The sequence below is a fragment of the Actinoallomurus sp. NPDC050550 genome, assembly GCF_040655075.1.
Taxonomy (GTDB): Bacteria; Actinomycetota; Actinomycetes; order Streptosporangiales; family Streptosporangiaceae; genus Actinoallomurus.
In genome coordinates, this window is sequence record NZ_JBFAJC010000005.1 from 97,843 (window position 1) to 115,940 (window position 18,098).

The window sequence follows — 18,098 nt, forward strand, 5'->3', positions numbered from 1 at the left end:
ACACGGCCGTACCGCGCCACGGTACGCCGATGTACCATTCGATTCAAGGGCCGGCCATGACGGGAGGTACAGCGTGACCACGGTGACGACCGTGCGGCGTCGGCGCGATGAAGAACGGGCGGCGACCGCATCCGACGACACCGGCGGATTCCGCCGGCGGCTGCTCGACGGCCTCGCCGCGTCGATCGCGGAGAAGGGCTACCGCGCCACCACGGTCGCCGACGTCGTGCGCCGCGCGCGCACCTCCCGGCGCACCTTCTACGAGCACTTCGCGGGCAGGGAGGAGTGCTTCGTCGCGCTGCTGACCGACTCCAACGCCGAGGTGATCCGGCAGATCTACGCCGCCGTCGACCAGACCGCACCCTGGAAGAACCAGGTGCGCCAGGCCGTCGAGACCTGGATCGCCTGCGCCGAGTCGGAACCCGCCATCACGCTCAGCTGGATCCGCGACGTGCCGTCGCTCGGCGACGCGGCACGCCGCCTGCAGCGCGAGATGATGGAGGCGTTCGTCACGATGATCCAGACCCTCTGCGACACCGGCGAACTGCGCGCCGCGGGCGTCGGCCCGGTGTCCCGCCAGATCGTCGTCATGCTGCTCGGCGGACTGCGCGAACTGACCGCGACCACGGTCGAGGACGGCGGACGGATCAGCGACATCACCGAGGTCGCCGTCCAGGCCTCGATCGCACTGCTCGGACCGCACCCCGCGATGTGAGAGCGGGGTTGAGCTGGAAGGTGCCGCCCCCGGGCGGGGCGGGGGCGGCACGTCCGTGGTGGCTAGTGGACGAACTTCCAGGTGAGCGGGATGTTGCCGAGGTTCGGGTCGGCGAGCTGGGAGAACGCCGGAAGACTGAGGTCGATGTGCGTGCTGGAGCAGCTCGGGCACTTGTCCTTGACCGGGACTGTGATCGTCCGCCCGTTGTAGGTCACCTGGACCGAGACGCCGTTGCAGAGCGGGTCGTTGTTCGGGTTGGCGGTGGTCCAGTATGCGGCGGGAACGGCCACGAGCATCTCCGTGGCCGCGTTGATCTGCGAGCCACAGGCGCCGTAACCGGCGTCGTTGTAGTAGGTGGCGTTCCCGTTCATGGTCTGGCCGAACGGGATGTCCGCGTGTGCGGTGCCCTGCGCCAGGATGGGCAGCGCCATCGCCACGGCCATTGTTCCGAGCGCCTTACTGATTTTCACCATGCTGAATCAGCGCATCCTTTCTGCACGGACTTCGGGATGGTCCGATCGGACCGTCAGGGCCGACGGAAATCGGCCCGCACCGCCGGTCAGGCGGGGTTTTGGGCGTGGGTGAGGGTCTCCCACGCGACGAACAGGTTGTTCGTCCCGGCCGGCCGCTGCTGCTCGGTGAGCTTCTGGGTGTTGGCCATCGCGATGCCCATCCGGTTGTGCAGCGCGTTGAAGGCGACCTCCGTGACGGGCCCGAGGCCGCGCTTGAGCGTGCCGCCGCACAGCCAGGACGGCACGGCGGCGCCGAGCTGATACTTGGCCTGGAAGCCCAGCGCCTGGCGGAGCCGCTCGCCGACCTCCGGGTAGAGGTCCTCTTTCTGGATCCGGCTCGTCTCGGCGACGTGCGAGATCGCCGAGATCCCGTATCCGGTGTGCACGAAGTCGCGGCAGGTCTCCTGGGTGAGCCCGGTGACGAACGTCGACTGACCCTGCCAGTACTTGACGATCTCGGCCTTCGTGTCGATGCCGCTGCCGACGGGGGCGACGGGGAGCGCGCCGTCCGAGGAGAGGTAGATGTAGGCGGGCACGCGCTTGCGGAACCTGGCGACCGCCTTGTCATAACTCGTCCGGTCGTCCAGGAAGACGGAGATGCCGACGGCGGCCTCCATCATGGAGAGCTCCCAGTTCCCGTTGCTGTTGGAGCCGTTGATCACCTTCGGGAGGTACACGTTCCGCAGCATCGCGGCGAACCGGCTGACGGCGTCGCTCGTCCAGCCGGTGTAGGTGTAGCGGATGATCTCGGCGGCCCTCGGCCAGACCGACGCGGACCAGCCGGACTGCAACGGCGCGTTGCTGTTGGTGTGGTCCTTGAGCACTGCGGACCAGGCGTTCATGAGCTGGATGGCCTTGGCGGCGTACCGGCCGTCGCGGGTGATGTACCAGGCGAGCGCGTCCGTGTACGCCGCCAGCGCGTCCTCCCGCTCGTCGGTGCAGCCGTGGTTCGGGTTGCTGACCGGGCCGCACTCGACGACCGCGCGCGGCTTCGGCGTACGCGACAGGGAGGCGTACCTACTGGCCATCATCTGGTCGTAGGCGGACTTCCACGGCTGGGCGCCCGCGTTGACCTTCCCGCGTACGAAGTCCAGCTGGGACCTGCTGACCAGAACGCCCGGATGGGTGAAGGCGGCCGGGGCGGCCTTCGCACCGAGGTTCACCGCACCGGCGGTTGTCGTGGCGCCGCTGACCTGCGCGCAGCCGCTCGCCGCCAGCGCGGCGGCGAGGACGACACCGGCGATGGACCGGACACGGCGGCTGCCGGGAATTCGAGTCATGCACTGCTCCCGCAGTTAAGGAGGTTTACGAAAAGCAGTCATGACCCTAGACAGCCGACCGGCCGGGGAATACGCGCTTACGCCGCTCTTAAGGAAGAAGGCCGCTCGCTTAGGACGGCCTTAAGGAAATACGTCGCGCCGGGCGCGCTCAGACCGGGCGGCGGCCCGGCGGATGCCCGGTGCACTGTTTGTACTGCCGGCTGAAATACGCCAGGTCGGTGTAGCCGAGCGTCGCGGCGACCTGGCCGACGGACATGTTCGTCTCGGCCAGCAGTTGACCGGCCCGGTCGATTCGGGCGCGGATGAGATAGCGGGCCGGGGACATGCCGGTGTACGCGGTGAACCGCCGGGTGAACTGGGCGCGTGACAGCGCCGCGCGGGCCGCCAGTTCGGCCACGGTCCAGCGTCGGCTCGGGTCCTGCCGGATCTCCTGGGTGATCTGTTCCAAGGCCGCGTCGACGCGCTCCGGCGCGGGCCGGGTGGCGTCGTCCCAGTACAGGCAGAGCAGCTGTTCCAGGCACAGCAGACTCTGCCGGGAGCCGAATCGGTCGCCGCGCCGGTGGGCGGCGTCGCTGCGGCTCGCCAGGGCCGCGGCCAGCGCCGGGTCGCGCAGTCGGCAGCAGCGCTCCGCGGGGACGACGGCGGCCGGGGCGACCGGTGCGCCGTCGGCGGTGCTCAGCGTCAGGTGGAGGCCGAAGACCAGGAGCCGCCGGCGCGGGTCGTGCCCGGCGACCGGCTCGTCGCCGGGCGCGAACAGCACGCAGCTGCCGGCCGCCAGCGCGTGCCGCCGTCCGTCCAGCGTCAGGTGCCCGACACCGTCCAGGACGTACCACAGGAGGTGGTCCGGCAGCGGGCGGGCGTGCCAGGACCAGCCCGGTTCGCAGCGCCAGTAGGTGGGCGCCGTGACCGGCCGCACGCGGATCTCCGCGCCGTACGGCGTGGGCAGCAGATGCGTCAAACAGTCAACTCCTCGCGTCGATCGTTCCTGGTCGACGACGGTCGGTTCCCCGCATTATCTCCCCAAGGGCTGGCTTTTCGTCTTCCGGCGGCCGATGTCATGCGAACACAGAGAGGGAGGGACCATGAGTGATTCCGACAAAGAGGTATTCGAGCGGGAAGGCTACCTGGTGGCGCGCGGAGCGTTCCGCGCCGAGGAGGTGGACCGGCTGAGGGACCACTTCATGGAGCTACGCCGGCGCGGTTCGCACCCGCACGACCTGGTGGGCGTGCGAGCCGCCGGACGGGACCCGCTGCGGCGGTACCCGCGGATGGCGCAGATGCACCGATGGGACGACGTCACTCTGCGGTGGCTCCTGGACTCCCGGCTCCGGAAGCGTCTCACCGCCCTGCTGGGCGAAGAGCCCTACGCCGTCCAGTCGATGCTGTACTTCAAGCCGCCCGGCTCCCGCGGTCAGGCCCTGCACCAGGACAACTTCTACCTGCGCGCCGAGCCCGGCACCTGCGTCGCGGCCTGGATGGCGCTGGACCCGACCGACGAGGAGAACGGCTGCATGATGGTGGTGCCCGGCAGCCGGCGCTGGCCGATCCTGTGCACCGCCAAGGCCGACACCCGGGTCAGCTTCACCGACGTCACGGTCCCCCTGCCCGACGATCACCAGGCCCGGCCCGTGCGGATGGACGCCGGCGACGTGCTGTTCTTCAACGGCTCCCTGGTGCACGGCAGCATGCCCAACACGAGCGCCGACCGGTTCCGGCGGGCACTGATCGGCCACTACGTCCAGGCCGAGGCCCGGCAGGTCGCCCAGTACTACCATCCGGCGCTGCGCATGGACGGTACGCCGCTCCAACTGGACGTCAGCGAGGGCGGCGGTCCGTGCGGCGAGTGGACCGAGGCCGACGGCGTCCCCGCCATCGCGATGACGGGCCGGGAGAGCATCACCCGCAAGCACGAATGAGCGCGCGGACCGGCTCGCTGGGAGGGATCCCCGCCTGATCGCTCAGGCGGGCAGCCGGATCATCCTCACCGCCCGCGACGCGGTCCGCGACCGGGTCGCTGCGGGACAAGATCGATCGTCCCTTCGCGCGCGACACCATCCAGACCGTCCGCGGCGTCGGTTACCGGATCGAGTCCGGCGCCTGACCGCGCTCGGATCGCTTACGAGGCGTTGAGCGCGACGTCGTCGACGACGAAGCCGGTCTGCAGGGAGGCGTCCTCCGTACCGGTGAAGGACAGCGAAACGGTCTGGCCGGCGAAGGACGACAGGTCCAGTGCGACGGCCCGGTAGCCCGGAGCGGCGTCGGTGTTGGTGTACGTCGCGACGGTCCGGCTGCCGGCCTTGATGGTGAGGGTGTCGTAGGCGACGGTGCCCGTCTCGGCGGTGTCGATGTGCAGCCAGAGGTTGAGGACCGCCCGGCAGCCCGCGGGGATCGTCACCGTCTGCGCGAGGGTGTCGGTGTGGGTGGTCCCGTAACCGTCCAGCCACGCGAAGTGGGTGCCCGAGTGGGCGGTCTCGCCGCTGCCGTTGGCCAGCATCACGTTCGGGGTGCTGGTCCAGGGCGACGCGCCGCTCTCGAACCCGCCATTGACGATCTTGTTTCCGGGCGCGGCGCAGGGGCTGGTGCCGGTGCCGGACCGGAAGGCGGTGAGGCCGTTCGGGGTCCCCAGCCCGGTCGGGCCGTCGTAACCGGCCCCGGCGGTGCACAGGTAGGCCGGGGTACAGCTGCCGTTACTGCCGGACGCGACGTCGAACAACGCCGCCGGGTGCTGGTACGGGAAGGACGCGGGGTAGTTCTGGGCCGGCGCGGGCCCGGCCAGCGCGTACACGCCGGCGATGATCGGCGCGGCGGCGCTGGTGCCTCCGTAGATCTGCCAGCCGCCGGACTGGTACGTGTCGTAGACCGCCACGCCGGTGGCGGGGTCGGCGACCGCGGAGACGTCGGCGACCGTACGTCTGGCGCACCCTCCGTCGGTCTGCCACGACTGCTTGGCGATGTACGCGGCGCATCCGGACCCGGAGCCGTTCCAGGCCCTCTCGCCCCAGCCGCGCGCCCCGGACGCTCGGGACAGGCTGGTGCCGCCGACCGCGGTCACGAAGTGGGACGCCGCCGGATATTCGATCCGATAGCCGTCGTCACCGGAGGAGGCGGTGATCGCCACTCCGGGGTGGTCGAAGTAGGAGCTGTCGAATCCCGGAGCGTCGGAGGTCTCCGGCCCGCCGTAACTGTTCGAGACGTACTTCGCGCCCAAGCGGACGGCGGTGTTGACCGCCCCGCCGAGTTCGGAGAGGTACGGCTGGGCGGCCTCGACCAGCAGGATCCGGCAGCTCGGGCAGATGGCGGACGCCATGTCCAGGTCCAGCGACTCTTCCGCCGCCCAGCCGGCATCCGGGGCCGGGAGGCTGTTGCCTCCGTTCTCGTCGACCTTCCGGAAGCAGCCGTTCGCGGTGGTGCACGGCGGGAGCCCGTACTGGGAGCGATAGACCGCGAGGTCGGACTCGGCGTTCGGATCGTCGTACGTGTCGATGATCGCGATCGTCTGCCCGGCGCCGCCCGAGGACGGCAGTGCGTAGGCGCTCCGCAGGTCGGCCGGTCCGAAACCGGCAGGCGCGATCAGATGCTGGATGCCGCGCGACGGCTTGACGTCGGTACGGATCAACACGAGGCACGCCACCTGGTTCCGGTGCGTCGGCGGTGCGCACGCCCGCCTGATCAGCATCTTTCCGGCGGGGATCGCCGCCGGCCCGCCGACCGGAGCGGCGGAGTGACTCCGCGGGCCCGGATCGGCGGTACGCGCCGCGGCGGGAGAGGCCACGAATCCGACGGCCAGGACGATCGCGGCGAGCGCCGTAAGGCCGGCACGCCTCATCCGCGACTGCTCAATGTCCGACATGGCGCTTCTCCTCAGCCGGGTGTCGACGAAGCATCTGCGCGACCGCTAACGGTCACGACGACCACCGTCGACACTTCCGGCCGGGGAGACGGAAACCGGCATGCCGGTGATGCCGAACCTTGCCGATTCGATTAACCCACCCGCACCAAGAAAGAAGCCCGGACGCGGCACCGGGTCGCAGCCGCGGCCTCCACTGGGGGTGGCCACCCGCAGGTCACAACCTTGGGGAGCGGCCACGGAACGAACGGAGTTCCATGATCGAGAGCCGACGGCAGCCGTTCCCACGGCTCCGCCGGCTCCGGCTTGGTATCCGGTCTCAGTCCCATTCCAGGGGCACGGTGTCGCGGACGGGCTCGCCGGCCCCGGGCTCGCCCGGCTCGCCGCCGGCCTCCGTGAACGCCCGCAGCCCGTCCACCAGCCCGGCCCGATGATCCGCGGGAATCGCGGCGACGATGGCCGCGATCTCCTCCCGCCGGCGAGCCGTGACCTCTGCCACGATCTGCTGCCCGGACTCGGTCAGCCGCAGCAGGACCTCCCGGCGGCTGGCCGGATTGGTCCGCCGGCTCACCAGGCCCGCGGCCACGAGACGCTCGACCATCCGCATCGCGGTGGAGGGATTGACCGCGAGATCCTCGGCGAGGGTCACCAGCTTGGTCTCTCGATGGGTGGCCAGCACCACCAGCAGACGGAACTGCGGAAGCGTCACTCGCTCCCCCACCGACGCGAGCGACCGCACCGAGATCCGCACCAGCAACCGCGAAGCGGTCAGCACCGCGGACGTCACCGCGTCGACGTCCTCTGCCGACGTCGGGTCCGGCTGCATCGGCTCGATCGCACTTTCGGTCACGGGTCTGTTCTACCCGGCACCTCGGCCGCTCATTGCACGATGCAATGATCGGCTCAGCGCTGACGCGCGACCGCCGTCCAGCCGGCCCGCAGCGGTTTCTCGAGGCGGGTGGGCCGCCACTCGCACAGGTGGACCACGCCGGGCTCGAGGATGTCCAGCCCCTCCAGGTAGCCGGTGACCTGGTCGCGGGTCCGCGCGATGAAGGGGGCGTTCGCGCCCCGGTAGGCGGTCGCCACGTCCGCGTTGCGTTGTTCCTCCACCGCGGCGTGGGAGAGGATGACGTGGCTGCCGGGCGCGAGCACGTCCCGGTACTCCCGGACGAGACCGGCCGGGTCCTCCTCGTCGGCGACGAAGTGGAGGACGGCCACGAACAACAGCCCGACCGGGCGGCTGAAGTCGATCAACTGCCGGGTTTCCGGGTCCTCCAGGACGGCGCGCGGGTCGCGCAGGTCGGCGCGGACGACGGTGGTGCGCTCGTCGGAGGCCAGCAACGCCCGCGCGTGGGAAATCACCACCGGGTCGTTGTCCACGTAGACCACCCGGGCGTGCGGGTGAACGGACTGCGCGATCTCGTGCACGTTGCCCTGCGTCGGCAGACCCGAGCCGAGATCGATGAACTGGTCGACGCCGCGGTCCGCGACGTGCCGCACGGCCCGCTGGAGGAACTCCCGGTTCGTCCGGGCGACCGCGCCGACGTCGGGCAGGGCCTCGGTGACCTTCTCGGCGGCCGCCCGGTCGGCGGCGAAGTGATCCTTCCCGCCGAGGAAGTAGTCGTACATCCGCGCGACGCTCGGCGTGGTGGGGTCCAGGTCGAGCCTGGCCGACTCGACCCTGCCGCGTTCACTCATCCAGCGGGTCATCGGCCACGGCCCCAACCGCTGCGAATGATCACCCGAAGATCGTACTAAGGCCCGATCCGGCGATCGTGGGCATCCCGCGACTACACGATATGAGGATGTGGCGGACCCGGGTCGCCGTCACCATGGGTATACGTGGCGTGTCGCCAAACCGGCCGCGTCGGCCTGGCGGTCCGGGGTCCGCGGCCCCGGGGCGCGCGGCCGCCGTCGTCGTCCCGGCTCGCCATGGGACAGGGGGAGGTGGACCGGATGGCCAACGGCCGGTGTCACGAACTCCACATCGGGGTGCTCGGCTCGTACGGCGGGCTGAACCTCGGCGACGAGGCGATCCTCGCCTGTGTCCTCGACAGCCTGCGGGAGATACGGCCCGCGGCGCAACAGGTCGTGTTCAGCCGGCATCCCGAGCACACCCGCACCTGTTTCGGCACCCCGGCGGTGGGCTACACCGAGGTCTCGCTGGGGCAGCTCGCGGAGATAGAGGCCGGGCTCGACCTGCTCATCCTCGGCGGGGGCGGCATCCTCCACGACGGCCTGGCCGCCTCGGTGATGCGGCCGGTGCGCCTCGCCCACCGGCTGGGCGTCCCCACCTTCGGCTACGCGATCGGCGCCGGGCCGCTGACCGGCCACGAAGAGATCGACGTCGTACGGGACACCATCGAGCAGATGACCGACCTGACGGTCCGGGACCACGAGTCAATACTCGTCCTCGAAGGGATGGGGGTCACCCGGGAGATCCCGGCGACCGCCGACGCGGCGGTGCTGCTGGAGCCGGAGGAGTTCACCGAGGAGATGCTGCTCCGGGAAGGCATCGACGGCCAGACGCGCCTGGTGGGGATCTCGGTGCGCGAACCGGGCCGGGCGGCCGACAATCTCGATGAGAACAGCTACCACGGTCTGCTCGCCGAGGTCACGGACTTCATGACGTGCCGATACGAGGCTCAGGCGGTGTTCATCCCGATGGAGCGCGGGGACATCGCCCACTCTCACGCGGTGCTCTCGGCGATGAGCGCCCCGGAGAACGCCCGCGTGCTCAATCGCACGTACAGCCCCGGGCAGATCGCCGGGCTGATGCGTCACCTGGACTTCGCGGTCGGCATGCGACTCCACTTCCTGATCTTCGCCGCCCGCGCCGGCGTACCGGTCCTGCCGTTGCCGTACGCGGGAAAGGTCTTCGACTTCGCGCAGACGATCGGTGCTCCTGCCCTGACCGGGATCGCGCGGCGGCAGGCGGGCCCGCTGCTGGCGGAGCTCGATCGGCTGTGGGACGAACGGGGCGCGTGCTCCGCGATGCTGCGGGAGCGATTCCAGGTCCTGCGCGAGCGTGCGCGGGAGAATCAGGCGCGGTGCCGAGCGCTCATCGATCGGCTGGCCCCGGTCTGATGTCGCCGGACCGGTTCGTGCACAACGCGCGTGATCACGGACTCACCGGGGACGGGCGCACCAACGACCAGCCGGCCCTGCAGGCCTTGGTCGACGAGCTCGGGGCGGCCTACGCGGCCGACGGTCGGCCGCGCACCATCTTCTGCCCGTCGGGGCTGTACTCGATCCGGGACCGGGGCACCGTCTGGCGGAGCGGGGTGTCCTTGATCGGCGCCGGACCGGCGGCCACGCGGTTCGCCCTGGCCAACCCCGGCGCCCCTGCCGCCGCGACCCCGCTGGCCTACTTCACGGCTCTGCAGCACGGCGCCGGCCGCGGGAACCCCATCGCCGACTGCACCTTCGCGCAGTTCGAGATCGACGGCTCCGGCGTGAGCCTCTCCCAGTACGACGTGCTGGCCAAGGGGCTCGGCCTGCAGTACGTCCTGCGCGGGCGCTTCCACGATCTCTACATTCACGACACGCCCGCCACCGGGTTCGGCTGCGACTTCCTGCAGGACACCTTCGTGGACAACCTGCTGGTCGTGCACTGCGGGCGGCTGGAACGCCAGGGCGAGTGGCTGGGAGGAGCCGGCCTCGGCATCGGCACCGGCGGCTGGGGCTCCATCGAGCGCTGCACCGTGTCCTCGTGCACGACGGTGCGCAACGGCACCAACGGCATCTTCTTCGAGCTCCAGGACCGGCGGTGGCCGGCGACCCGCGGCATCCGGGTGCTCGGCTGTCACTCGGAGGGCAACCGGTTCGGCATCTCCGACTGGGGCGCCGACGGGCTGGTCGTCTCCGGATGCACGATGATCGGCAACCACCAGGCCGGCTACGACGTCTCGGCGCTGGGCACGTCCGCCGTCGCCGGGCGCGGCGGGATCGTGGCCGGCTGCATCATCGAGGACAACGTCTGGGACGGGGTCGCCATCGGCAACACGCCGGGCCCGTACACCTTGGCGGGCAACCGCATCAGCCGGAACGGCCGGTACGGGTACTGGCAGCACAACCTGGCCGGCGGCCCCCAGGAGGCGGCCGGCAACATGATCATCGATGCCAACGAGTTCTGGGACAACGGCCTGGACGGCATCTTCATCGACTCGGCCCTCGCGGATCCCGACATCGCCGGTAACCGCCTCCGTGGCAACGGCCGACAGTGCGAACCCGCGACCGAAGGCGACGGCGACACGGTCTCCTATGGAGCGCGGTCGCTGATCGACACCGCGGCCGACTGGCGGCCGAACGGGCACATCGGCAAATGCGTCACGGCGGGCGCGCAACGGGCCATCGTGATGGGCAACAGCGCCACCGAACTCGCCCTCGCGCCCTTCCGCCCCGGCGCCATGACCGCGTGGCCGGACGGCACCCCCTCTCCCGGATCCCCCTACCGGCTGCCGGAGGCCCCCGACGTCAGAGCCGGGCTCACGCTCGCCGCCGCCGTCGACAGCCCGACGATCCGCGACAACCGGGTCTGGGACGGCCAGGCCCGCAAGACCCAGACCCACGGGCTGGTCATCGCCGGCGCCGGGACCTGCGGCACGGCCTGGGTCCACGACAACGCCCTGACCGGCAACGCCGTCGCCGCGACCCGTTTCGACACCGAACCCTCCGGAGGCTGCTGGTACCACAACCACGGCCTCGACGAATGCCCCGGCCGCCCTGGAAGCGGCCGGTGACCTCACAAAGCCGGTGGCGGATCACCGTCGGCCCGGGCGCGGGCCAGCAGGTCGCGGATCAGGGCGACCACCTCGGGCGGCGTGAACTCCAGGGCGTTCTCGCCGACGGTCACCTCGAAGCTGCAGCGGGCCGGGTCCGGCCCGGACCGTACGCGGCCCCAGAGCTGGACGCCCTGCTCGGCGATGATCGCCGCGCCGGCCCGCTCGACCGCCCGCCTGGGGGCGGGCAGGCCATCCCCTGGAGGGCATCGAGCTCCAGCGCCGCGTGGTCATAGGCCAGGTCCGGCAGCATGTTGCAAACTGATCGCAGTTACATCAAGCATGCAATTAGGTTCGGTGGGCACCGGTCGCCTGCCGCGAGCGCCTCAGCGCGACGCCGTCCCGGTGAGATGACACACCGGGCCGTGGCGAACTTACTACTATCTGTGTAGTAGATTGACTGATCGTAGTCAGCGATGACCACATCGTCACCGGCCGGCAGCCGATACCTGCCGGGCCGTACACGCACGCCGAACCTGTCACCGACTCGGGGAGAGAGATGACAAGGCCGGAAGCCTTGACCGAAGCCGACATCGCCGGCGCCGGCAGATACGTGGTGAAGAAGTTGCCGGAGGTCACTCTGGCCTTCTGGATAATGAAGATCGCCGCGACGACGCTCGGTGAGACGGCGGGCGACCTGTTCGCCCAGACGCTGAAGCTGGGCTACTTCCTCACGACGATCGCACTGTTCCTGATCTTCCTCGTCACGCTGGTGATCCAGCTCGTTTCAAAGCGGTACAACCCGTTCTTCTACTGGACGGTGATCATGTCCACGAGCATGGTCGGCACCACGACGTCGGACTTCATGAACCGCGACGCAAGCGCCAAATATCTCCCCGAAGGGGCGAAATCGCTCGGCTGGGGACCGCAGGGTCTCGGCCTGGATTACCCGGTCGGCGCCGCAATCTTGATCTCGATCCTGATCGCCGTCTTCGTGGTCTGGAAGTTCAGCGGGCTGACCTTCGCGATCCGCGACATCGACACCTTCCGCGGCGAAACCCTGTTCTGGTCGGCGATCCTCGTCTCCAACACACTCGGCACCTCGATGGGCGACTTCCTGTCCGACAGCTCAGGCCTCGGGTACGGCGGCGGCGTCCTGCTCATCACCGGACTGCTCGCCGCCCTCCTCGCGCTCAGATACACACCCGCCGTGCCGAACGTGCTGCTGTTCTGGCTCGCCTTCGTCCTGACCCGCCCGTTCGGCGCCACGGCCGGCGACCTCCTCACCAAACCGGCCGCCAAAGGCGGCCTCGACCTGGGGACCGCCGGCTCGTCCGCCGTCCTGCTCGCCGCATTGCTCGCCCTGATGGGCTGGGCCCACATCCGGAACAGCCGTCAGCCGGCCACGGCGACCTAGAAAATCGCCAGGCCGTCTACTATCGTGATAGTAGAGATCTCTTGGGATGAATGGGAAACGATGCTGGTCAACCTCCTGTTCGGCAGCGCCGGCCTGGTGTTCATCTGGCACCTTCAACTCGCGCCGCTGCTGATCGACCGGCCCGGCCGAGGCGACGCCGACGACCCGGCGACGCGGCGTGCGAGTGACGCATCGCGAGGATCACAAACACCGTGATCGCCACCAGGGCGATCAGGACGTAAAGGTTGCCGCACACGAGTTCGAAGCCATGCCAATGGTCTTCCCGGTGCCTCCCGAAGGGAACGGTGCGGATCAGGCCCTGCGGCAACGCCGGCAGGCCGGGGACCGCGAAGATCCATGCCCCGAAGAGCACCTCGAGCGCCGCACCCCCGGCGATCCAGACCCACGTGCGCCGCAGCGGTCCGGTCATCCGGTCGGCGGCGAGCACGAGCGCCGGTGCGATCCACACCCAGTGGTGCGACCAGGAGATCGGCGAGATCAGCAGACCGGTCATCGCGCAGATCACGACGGCGGCCGGCTCACGGCCGCGGCGGCTCTGCCGAGCCGCGAGCCACAGCCCGGCGGCTCCGGCCACCGTTGCGCCGCCCAGCCAGTACGGCCGGGCGGCGTTCTCGCCGCCGAGGAACCGGACGAGCATGCCGTACAGCGACTGGTTCCCCACCCAGTCCACCGGGCCCACCCGGCTCGGCGCCATGAACAGCCGGTCCCCCCAGAATCGCCCGGACTCGTGCGGGAGGGCCACGAAGCCCACGGCGATCGTCAGCAGGAACACGGCGATCGCGACCGCGGCCGCGCGAAATCGCCGGGTGAGGAGCAGGTAGACGATGAAGATGCCGGGCGTGAACTTGATGCCCGTGGCGATGCCGATCCCGACGCCCTTCCAGCCGCGACCGTCACCCTGCCCGAGGTCGGTGACGACCAGGGCCATCAGGATCAGGTTGATCTGGCCGAACCACAGTGTCTTCTGCACCGGCTCGGTCCACAGCGCCGCCGCGGTCACCAGGAGCGTCGCTCCGAGCAACGCGGGGCTGCGACGGTGGCCGAGCGTCCGCCACGTGATCCAGACGGCCGTCACCAGCGCGGACAGGCTCGCCAGCGTCATCATCCAGCGCAGCGCGGCCATCGGGAGCACCGACAGCCCCGCGAAGATCACGGCGGCGATCGGCGCGTAGGTGAACGCGAAGCCGCCGGTCGTCTCGTCGTACAGCCGGTCGGAGTGCCGGGCGAGCAGGCCACCCCAGCGGTAGACCTTCAGGTCGGACATCGCCCACAGGCCATGGGGATGGGCCAGCACGGTCATCGCGTAGGCGGCGACCGCGACACCGAACGCGAGCAGGCCGCAGGCCGTCAGGGCGAGGCCGCTCCGGGTCATCCGCGGAGCGTCCGCTTGCTGGTGACGAGGGCGAACTGCCGTTCCCAGCGATCGAGGACGGTGTCCGGCTCGTACCGCCGGACGGACTCGCGGGCCGCCTCGGCGAGGGAGTCGCGCAGGTCCGCGTCCCGCATCAGCCGGTCGAGGGCGGCGGCGAACTCCGCGGTGTTGCCCGGCGCGACGATCAGCCCGTCATGGCCGTCGGTGAGCAGTTCGCGGACGCCCGGTGCGCAGTCGAAGGCGACGGTGGGCAGTCCGTACGCCATCGCCTCAATGACCGACATGGGGAAACCCTCTTCGCGCGAGGGCAGCGCGAAGATCGACGCGCCGGTCAACGCCGTCTCGATGTCGGAGGTCGGGCCGGCGAACTCCACGCTGCCGGAGACACCGACTTCGGCCGCCTGGCGGCGCAGCGCGTCCTCATCGGGGCCGGAGCCGTACAGGCGCAGCCGCCAGGAGGGGTGGCGCGGTGCGATCTCGGCCCACGCTTCCAGCAGCATGTCCTGGCCCTTCTCGAAGGCCAGGCGTCCGTGCCGGACGACGACCGGCTCGGTGCGTGGCGAGACGGACCGCGGGACGACGTGTAGGGGGTTGGGCATCGCGCCTGCGGTGGACATGTCGTCGAAGGCCCACGCATCGGCATCGGCGTCGGTCAGCGCGAGCAGCAGGTCGGCGCCGGCGAAGTGGCGCTTCACCCGCTCGTAGCGCGAGGACCGGCGGGTGGCCTCGTACGACTCGTGGCTCATGCCGATCACCGGCATCCCCGCCGTGTCGGCGCGTGCCACCCATTCCATCGCCCAGACCTGCGCCGCGATGACGACGCCGCCGGGGCGGGCGGCGCGGAAGAGCGCGCTGAGACGTGCGGCGCCGTGCCGGACCATCAGGCGATGGCGCAGTTCCCGCAGGAGCGTGCCGACCGGTCCGCGCGCCGGCGGCAGGTCGCGGTCGTGCAGCACGGTGACGGCGTACGGCAGGTCGTGGCCGTAGTCGTGGGGGCGGTCGGCGTGCGTGACGCCGACCAGGTGCACACGGTGGCCTCGATCGGCGAACATCCGGCCGATGTCGTGCGCCCAGCGCTGCAGGCCGCCGAGTTCTTCCACGTTGTTGCAGACGATGAAGACGTCGCGGGCCTCAGCCACGGCCGCCTCCGGTGAAGAAGCGCTCGACGATCGCCTTGGCGGCGGTGCCGGTGTCGTACTCACCGAAGTGTTCGACGAAGCGCCGCCGCCGGTCGGCGTGGTCGCGGCGAGCGCCTTCCAGATCCCCGAGGGCGGTGAACAGTCCGGCCTCGTCGCCGACGACCGGGCCCGGCGCGTGCTCGGCGAGGTCGAAGTACGCTCCGCGCTGCCGGCTGACGTAGTCCTCGGCGTCGGGCGTGTAGAAGATCATCGGCCGCTCCAGCAGCGCGTAGTCGAACATGACCGAGGAGTAGTCCGTGATCAGCGCGTCGGCCAGCAGCATCAGCGTGGTCACGTCGTGTTCCGCGCCGACGTCGATCACGGTGCCGCGCAGGCCCGGCGGCACCACCGCGCGGCTGCGGTAGTGGGCGCGGATGAGCAGGACGTGGGACTCGCCGAACTCGCGGGCGAAGCGGTCGAGGTCGAACGGGATCTCGAAACGCGCGGCGGGCCTGCCGTTCTCGTCGGTCCGGAACGTCGGCGCGTACAGCACGACGGTGCGCTCGTCGTCTTCCAGGCCGAGCCGCCGGCGTAGTGCCGCCTGCTCCTCGGGATCACCGCCGGTGATCAGCGCGTCGTTGCGCGGGTACCCGGCCCGCAGGGGTTCGGCCGTCACTCCCAGGCCCTTGACGAGGGTGCGGACGTCATGCTCGGAGCGGACGGCGAAGTGGTCGAACCGGCCGATCATCGTGCGCAGCCGGTCATGTTCGAACCGGGTGCCCTGTTTGACCGTGGGCTCGTCGAAGCCCATCCGCTTGAACGCCGAACCGTGCCAGGTCTGGATGTAGGTCGTCTCGGGACGTTTGACCAGCTCGGCGGGGAAGCCCTGGTTGTCGATCCAGTACTGGGCGCGGGCCAGGGCCCGGTAGTACGCCCACGAGCCGCGCTTGACCAGCGTGGTGTCGGTGGGAAAGCCCCGGCGGCTGCCGCTGAAGGACCAGATGGCCTGGTACGGCGCGCCGCGCTCCTGGAGCGCGCGGTGGATGTACTTGGGGTTGTCGGAGTACTGGGCGCCGAGGTGGCTCTCGAAGACGACCGTGCCCTTCTTGACCGGCAGCCGGACGAGGAGCCTGTTGAACACGGCGATCTTCGTGTCCCGGCCGGTGAGCCGGCGGATCAGCGCCCGCTCGACGCCGCCGAACCACTGCCACCAGCGCCGTCCGAGAGCGGTCCGGGCGACGTGGCGCAGGGCGGGCAGTGTCGTTCGCGCGGGCCACCTCTCGCCCACGATGCGCAGCGCGAGCTCACCGGACTCGGCGACGTAGGCCTCGAGGTGGTCGCCCGCCACGCGGGTCAGCCGTGGCCGTACGGGCACCCGTACGTCGTCGTGCGCCGTTCCGTCCGAGGCGAGCCGCACGGTGACGGTGTCGCCGCCGACCTTGAGACGTAGCCAGAGACCCCAGGTCTGGTCGACCAGCCCGATCGGGCGGATCCGGCGGGCCGGCGCGAACGCGGCCTCCCAGCGGATGCCGTCCGCCTCGTGCCGTACGGTCACCGGGACCCGGAAGGCGCGATTCTTCCGGCGGCGGTCGCGGATCTCCAGCGTTCCGGACGGTTCCAGGTCGGCGCCGATGTGGCCCAGCGGGTTGACGACCGTACCCGCGACGCGGAGCTCTCCCCCGGCTCGGCTCATCGCGGTGACCTGACCGCCCAGGTCGAAGGCGTCGAGTGGCGCCGAGTGGAGCCCCAGGTCGGTGACGTCCAGGATCCGGCGGCCCAGTGCGGTCTGGAGCTGGCCGCCGGACCAGTAGATCCGCCCGTCGCGTTCGACCGGTTCGATGGACAGGACCGGTTTCCGGCCCCTCTTCGCGGCGTAGTCGGCCGCCGCCACGGCGCCCTCGATGTCGCCGTGCCGGACCAGGTACGCGCCGATTGCGGGCAGCGGGTTGCACTCCGCGAACACCACCGGGTCCAGTTCGGTGAGGTAGGACCGGGCCAGTTCGAGGAACGCCTCGCGGTACTCCGGATCCCGGCTGCGCAACTCCCGCAGATAGAGCAGCAGGTCGTGGTTGACGAACTTCACGTTCTTCAGCAGCGCGAGCCGATCGGCCCCGTGGGCGTGGAACACCGCGTCGATCCGCCGGTGGATCTCCAGGCGGTCGGCGAAGTTACGCAGCTCCGCCCGGCGATTCGTGATCGACAAGGTTTCGTCCCGCGGGACCACGAACCAGTTGTAGACCCGGTGCGGGATGGTCACGATCCGCCGCGCGGCGACGTACGCCTGCGCGCTGAACAGCAGGTCCTCGTAGTGCAGGCGGTCGACGAACCACAGGCCCTGGCGATCGAGGAAGTCGCGCCGGTAGCACTTGTTGGTCGACAGGGTGTCGTACAGCAGGTCGGGGTCGTCCAGGACGCTTTCGTACACCCGGCGCTCGCGGTACAACCACGGGTACCAGTTCTGCTCCCGGTCGGGGAAGACGCGGACGCAGCGGCCCGAGACCAGGTCGGCGCCGGTCTCGTCCGCGGTCGTCACGAGGTTCCGGCAGGCATGCGCGTCGAGGGTGTCGTCGCTGTCGAGGAACATCACGTACCGCCCGCGCGCGGCCTCGATCCCGACGTTGCGCGGCCGCCCGCACCCGCCGGAGTTCGCCGGGAGTGTGAGGTTCCGAACCCGATCCGGGTGGGCGGCGGCCAGCCGGGCGGTCACCTCCGGTGTCGCGTCCGTGCTCGCGTCGTCGACGATGACGATCTCGACTCCGGGCAGCGACTGCTCCAGCGCCGAGCGGACCGCGCGGGCGATTCGGGCCGCGTCGTTGTAGACGATCACGACGACGGTCACATCAGGTTCCGCAAGCAAACGGTTCCACCACCTTCGTCCTCGGGATCAACTACTATCGCAATAGTACGATTTCGATAGTAATTGATCCGTAAAGGCGCCGATCCAGAGCGGCCGGCCCGGGAAACGAGGACAATGCGACACTCCTTCATCTCCCTGCCGGCCGGCTTCGCCGTCATGCCGCCGGACCGGTTCGGCGGCTACACGCCGGCCGGCTGCGTCCATCCCGCGATGTAGCCGTACATCGGCCGGTGGACCT

At 70.3% G+C, this 18,098-nt stretch carries 14 protein-coding genes; 5 read left to right on the forward strand and 9 right to left on the reverse strand.

Annotated features, from left to right (window positions below; all coding sequences use genetic code 11):
* Window positions 1–73 precede the first annotated feature (73 nt).
* Window positions 74–715, forward strand: a complete 642-nt coding sequence (locus AB0I04_RS08810; protein ID WP_360881213.1) for a TetR/AcrR family transcriptional regulator — start codon at window positions 74–76, stop codon at window positions 713–715.
* A gap of 62 nt (window positions 716–777) precedes the next feature.
* On the opposite strand, the gene AB0I04_RS08815 is transcribed toward AB0I04_RS08810, so the two are convergent.
* The 3 genes from AB0I04_RS08815 to AB0I04_RS08825 all read right to left on the reverse strand — a co-directional run bounded on the left by AB0I04_RS08815 (window position 778) and on the right by AB0I04_RS08825 (window position 3,465).
* Window positions 778–1,188: a cysteine/serine endopeptidase inhibitor gene (locus AB0I04_RS08815; RefSeq protein WP_360881215.1), complete on the reverse strand. Its 411-nt coding sequence runs from the start codon at window positions 1,186–1,188 to the stop codon at window positions 778–780.
* A gap of 86 nt (window positions 1,189–1,274) precedes the next feature.
* Complete coding sequence (locus AB0I04_RS08820; RefSeq protein ID WP_360881217.1) at window positions 1,275–2,507, reverse strand: alginate lyase family protein; 1,233 nt, start codon at window positions 2,505–2,507, stop codon at window positions 1,275–1,277.
* Window positions 2,508–2,655: 148 nt separating this feature from the next.
* Window positions 2,656–3,465, reverse strand: a complete 810-nt coding sequence (locus tag AB0I04_RS08825) for an AraC family transcriptional regulator (protein WP_360881219.1) — start codon at window positions 3,463–3,465, stop codon at window positions 2,656–2,658.
* Between the two features lie 124 nt (window positions 3,466–3,589).
* Between AB0I04_RS08825 and AB0I04_RS08830 the strand changes: the two genes are divergently transcribed.
* Window positions 3,590–4,423, forward strand: coding sequence for a phytanoyl-CoA dioxygenase family protein (locus tag AB0I04_RS08830; RefSeq protein WP_360881221.1), 834 nt, complete (start codon window positions 3,590–3,592; stop codon window positions 4,421–4,423).
* Between the two features lie 200 nt (window positions 4,424–4,623).
* Here AB0I04_RS08830 and AB0I04_RS08835 read toward each other — a convergent pair whose 3' ends face one another.
* The 3 genes from AB0I04_RS08835 to AB0I04_RS08845 form a co-directional block, all read right to left on the reverse strand.
* Window positions 4,624–6,357, reverse strand: coding sequence for a S8 family serine peptidase (locus AB0I04_RS08835; RefSeq protein ID WP_360881223.1), 1,734 nt, complete (start codon window positions 6,355–6,357; stop codon window positions 4,624–4,626).
* A gap of 316 nt (window positions 6,358–6,673) precedes the next feature.
* A complete protein-coding gene (locus AB0I04_RS08840) occupies window positions 6,674–7,204 on the reverse strand; it encodes a MarR family transcriptional regulator (RefSeq protein WP_360881225.1) in 531 nt (176 codons plus the stop codon).
* Between the two features lie 53 nt (window positions 7,205–7,257).
* Window positions 7,258–8,052 carry an SAM-dependent methyltransferase gene (locus AB0I04_RS08845; protein ID WP_360881227.1) on the reverse strand — a complete coding sequence of 265 codons (795 nt, stop codon included), beginning with the start codon at window positions 8,050–8,052 and terminating at the stop codon, window positions 7,258–7,260.
* A gap of 258 nt (window positions 8,053–8,310) precedes the next feature.
* Here AB0I04_RS08845 and AB0I04_RS08850 point away from each other — a divergent pair, with 258 nt between their 5' ends.
* The 3 genes from AB0I04_RS08850 to AB0I04_RS08860 all read left to right on the forward strand — a co-directional run bounded on the left by AB0I04_RS08850 (window position 8,311) and on the right by AB0I04_RS08860 (window position 12,492).
* Window positions 8,311–9,441, forward strand: coding sequence for a polysaccharide pyruvyl transferase family protein (locus AB0I04_RS08850; protein WP_360881229.1), 1,131 nt, complete (start codon window positions 8,311–8,313; stop codon window positions 9,439–9,441).
* A gap of 17 nt (window positions 9,442–9,458) precedes the next feature.
* Entirely contained in the window at window positions 9,459–11,096 is a 1,638-nt protein-coding gene (locus AB0I04_RS08855; protein WP_360881231.1) for a right-handed parallel beta-helix repeat-containing protein, read from the forward strand.
* A 538-nt stretch (window positions 11,097–11,634) separates the two neighbouring features.
* On the forward strand, window positions 11,635–12,492 hold the full coding sequence (locus AB0I04_RS08860) for a hypothetical protein (RefSeq protein ID WP_360881233.1): 858 nt from the start codon (window positions 11,635–11,637) through the stop codon (window positions 12,490–12,492).
* Between the two features lie 100 nt (window positions 12,493–12,592).
* On the opposite strand, the gene AB0I04_RS08865 is transcribed toward AB0I04_RS08860, so the two are convergent.
* From AB0I04_RS08865 to AB0I04_RS08875, 3 genes are read right to left on the reverse strand one after another with little or no spacing between them, the layout of a single operon-like run.
* A complete protein-coding gene (locus AB0I04_RS08865) occupies window positions 12,593–13,885 on the reverse strand; it encodes a glycosyltransferase 87 family protein (protein WP_360881236.1) in 1,293 nt (430 codons plus the stop codon).
* Window positions 13,882–15,024: a glycosyltransferase gene (locus AB0I04_RS08870; RefSeq protein WP_360881238.1), complete on the reverse strand. Its 1,143-nt coding sequence runs from the start codon at window positions 15,022–15,024 to the stop codon at window positions 13,882–13,884. Before AB0I04_RS08870 ends, AB0I04_RS08865 begins: the two co-directional genes overlap by 4 nt.
* Window positions 15,017–17,842 carry a CDP-glycerol glycerophosphotransferase family protein gene (locus AB0I04_RS08875; protein ID WP_360881240.1) on the reverse strand — a complete coding sequence of 942 codons (2,826 nt, stop codon included), beginning with the start codon at window positions 17,840–17,842 and terminating at the stop codon, window positions 15,017–15,019. The genes AB0I04_RS08870 and AB0I04_RS08875 overlap by 8 nt, the downstream gene beginning before the upstream one ends.
* Window positions 17,843–18,098: the final 256 nt, after the last annotated feature.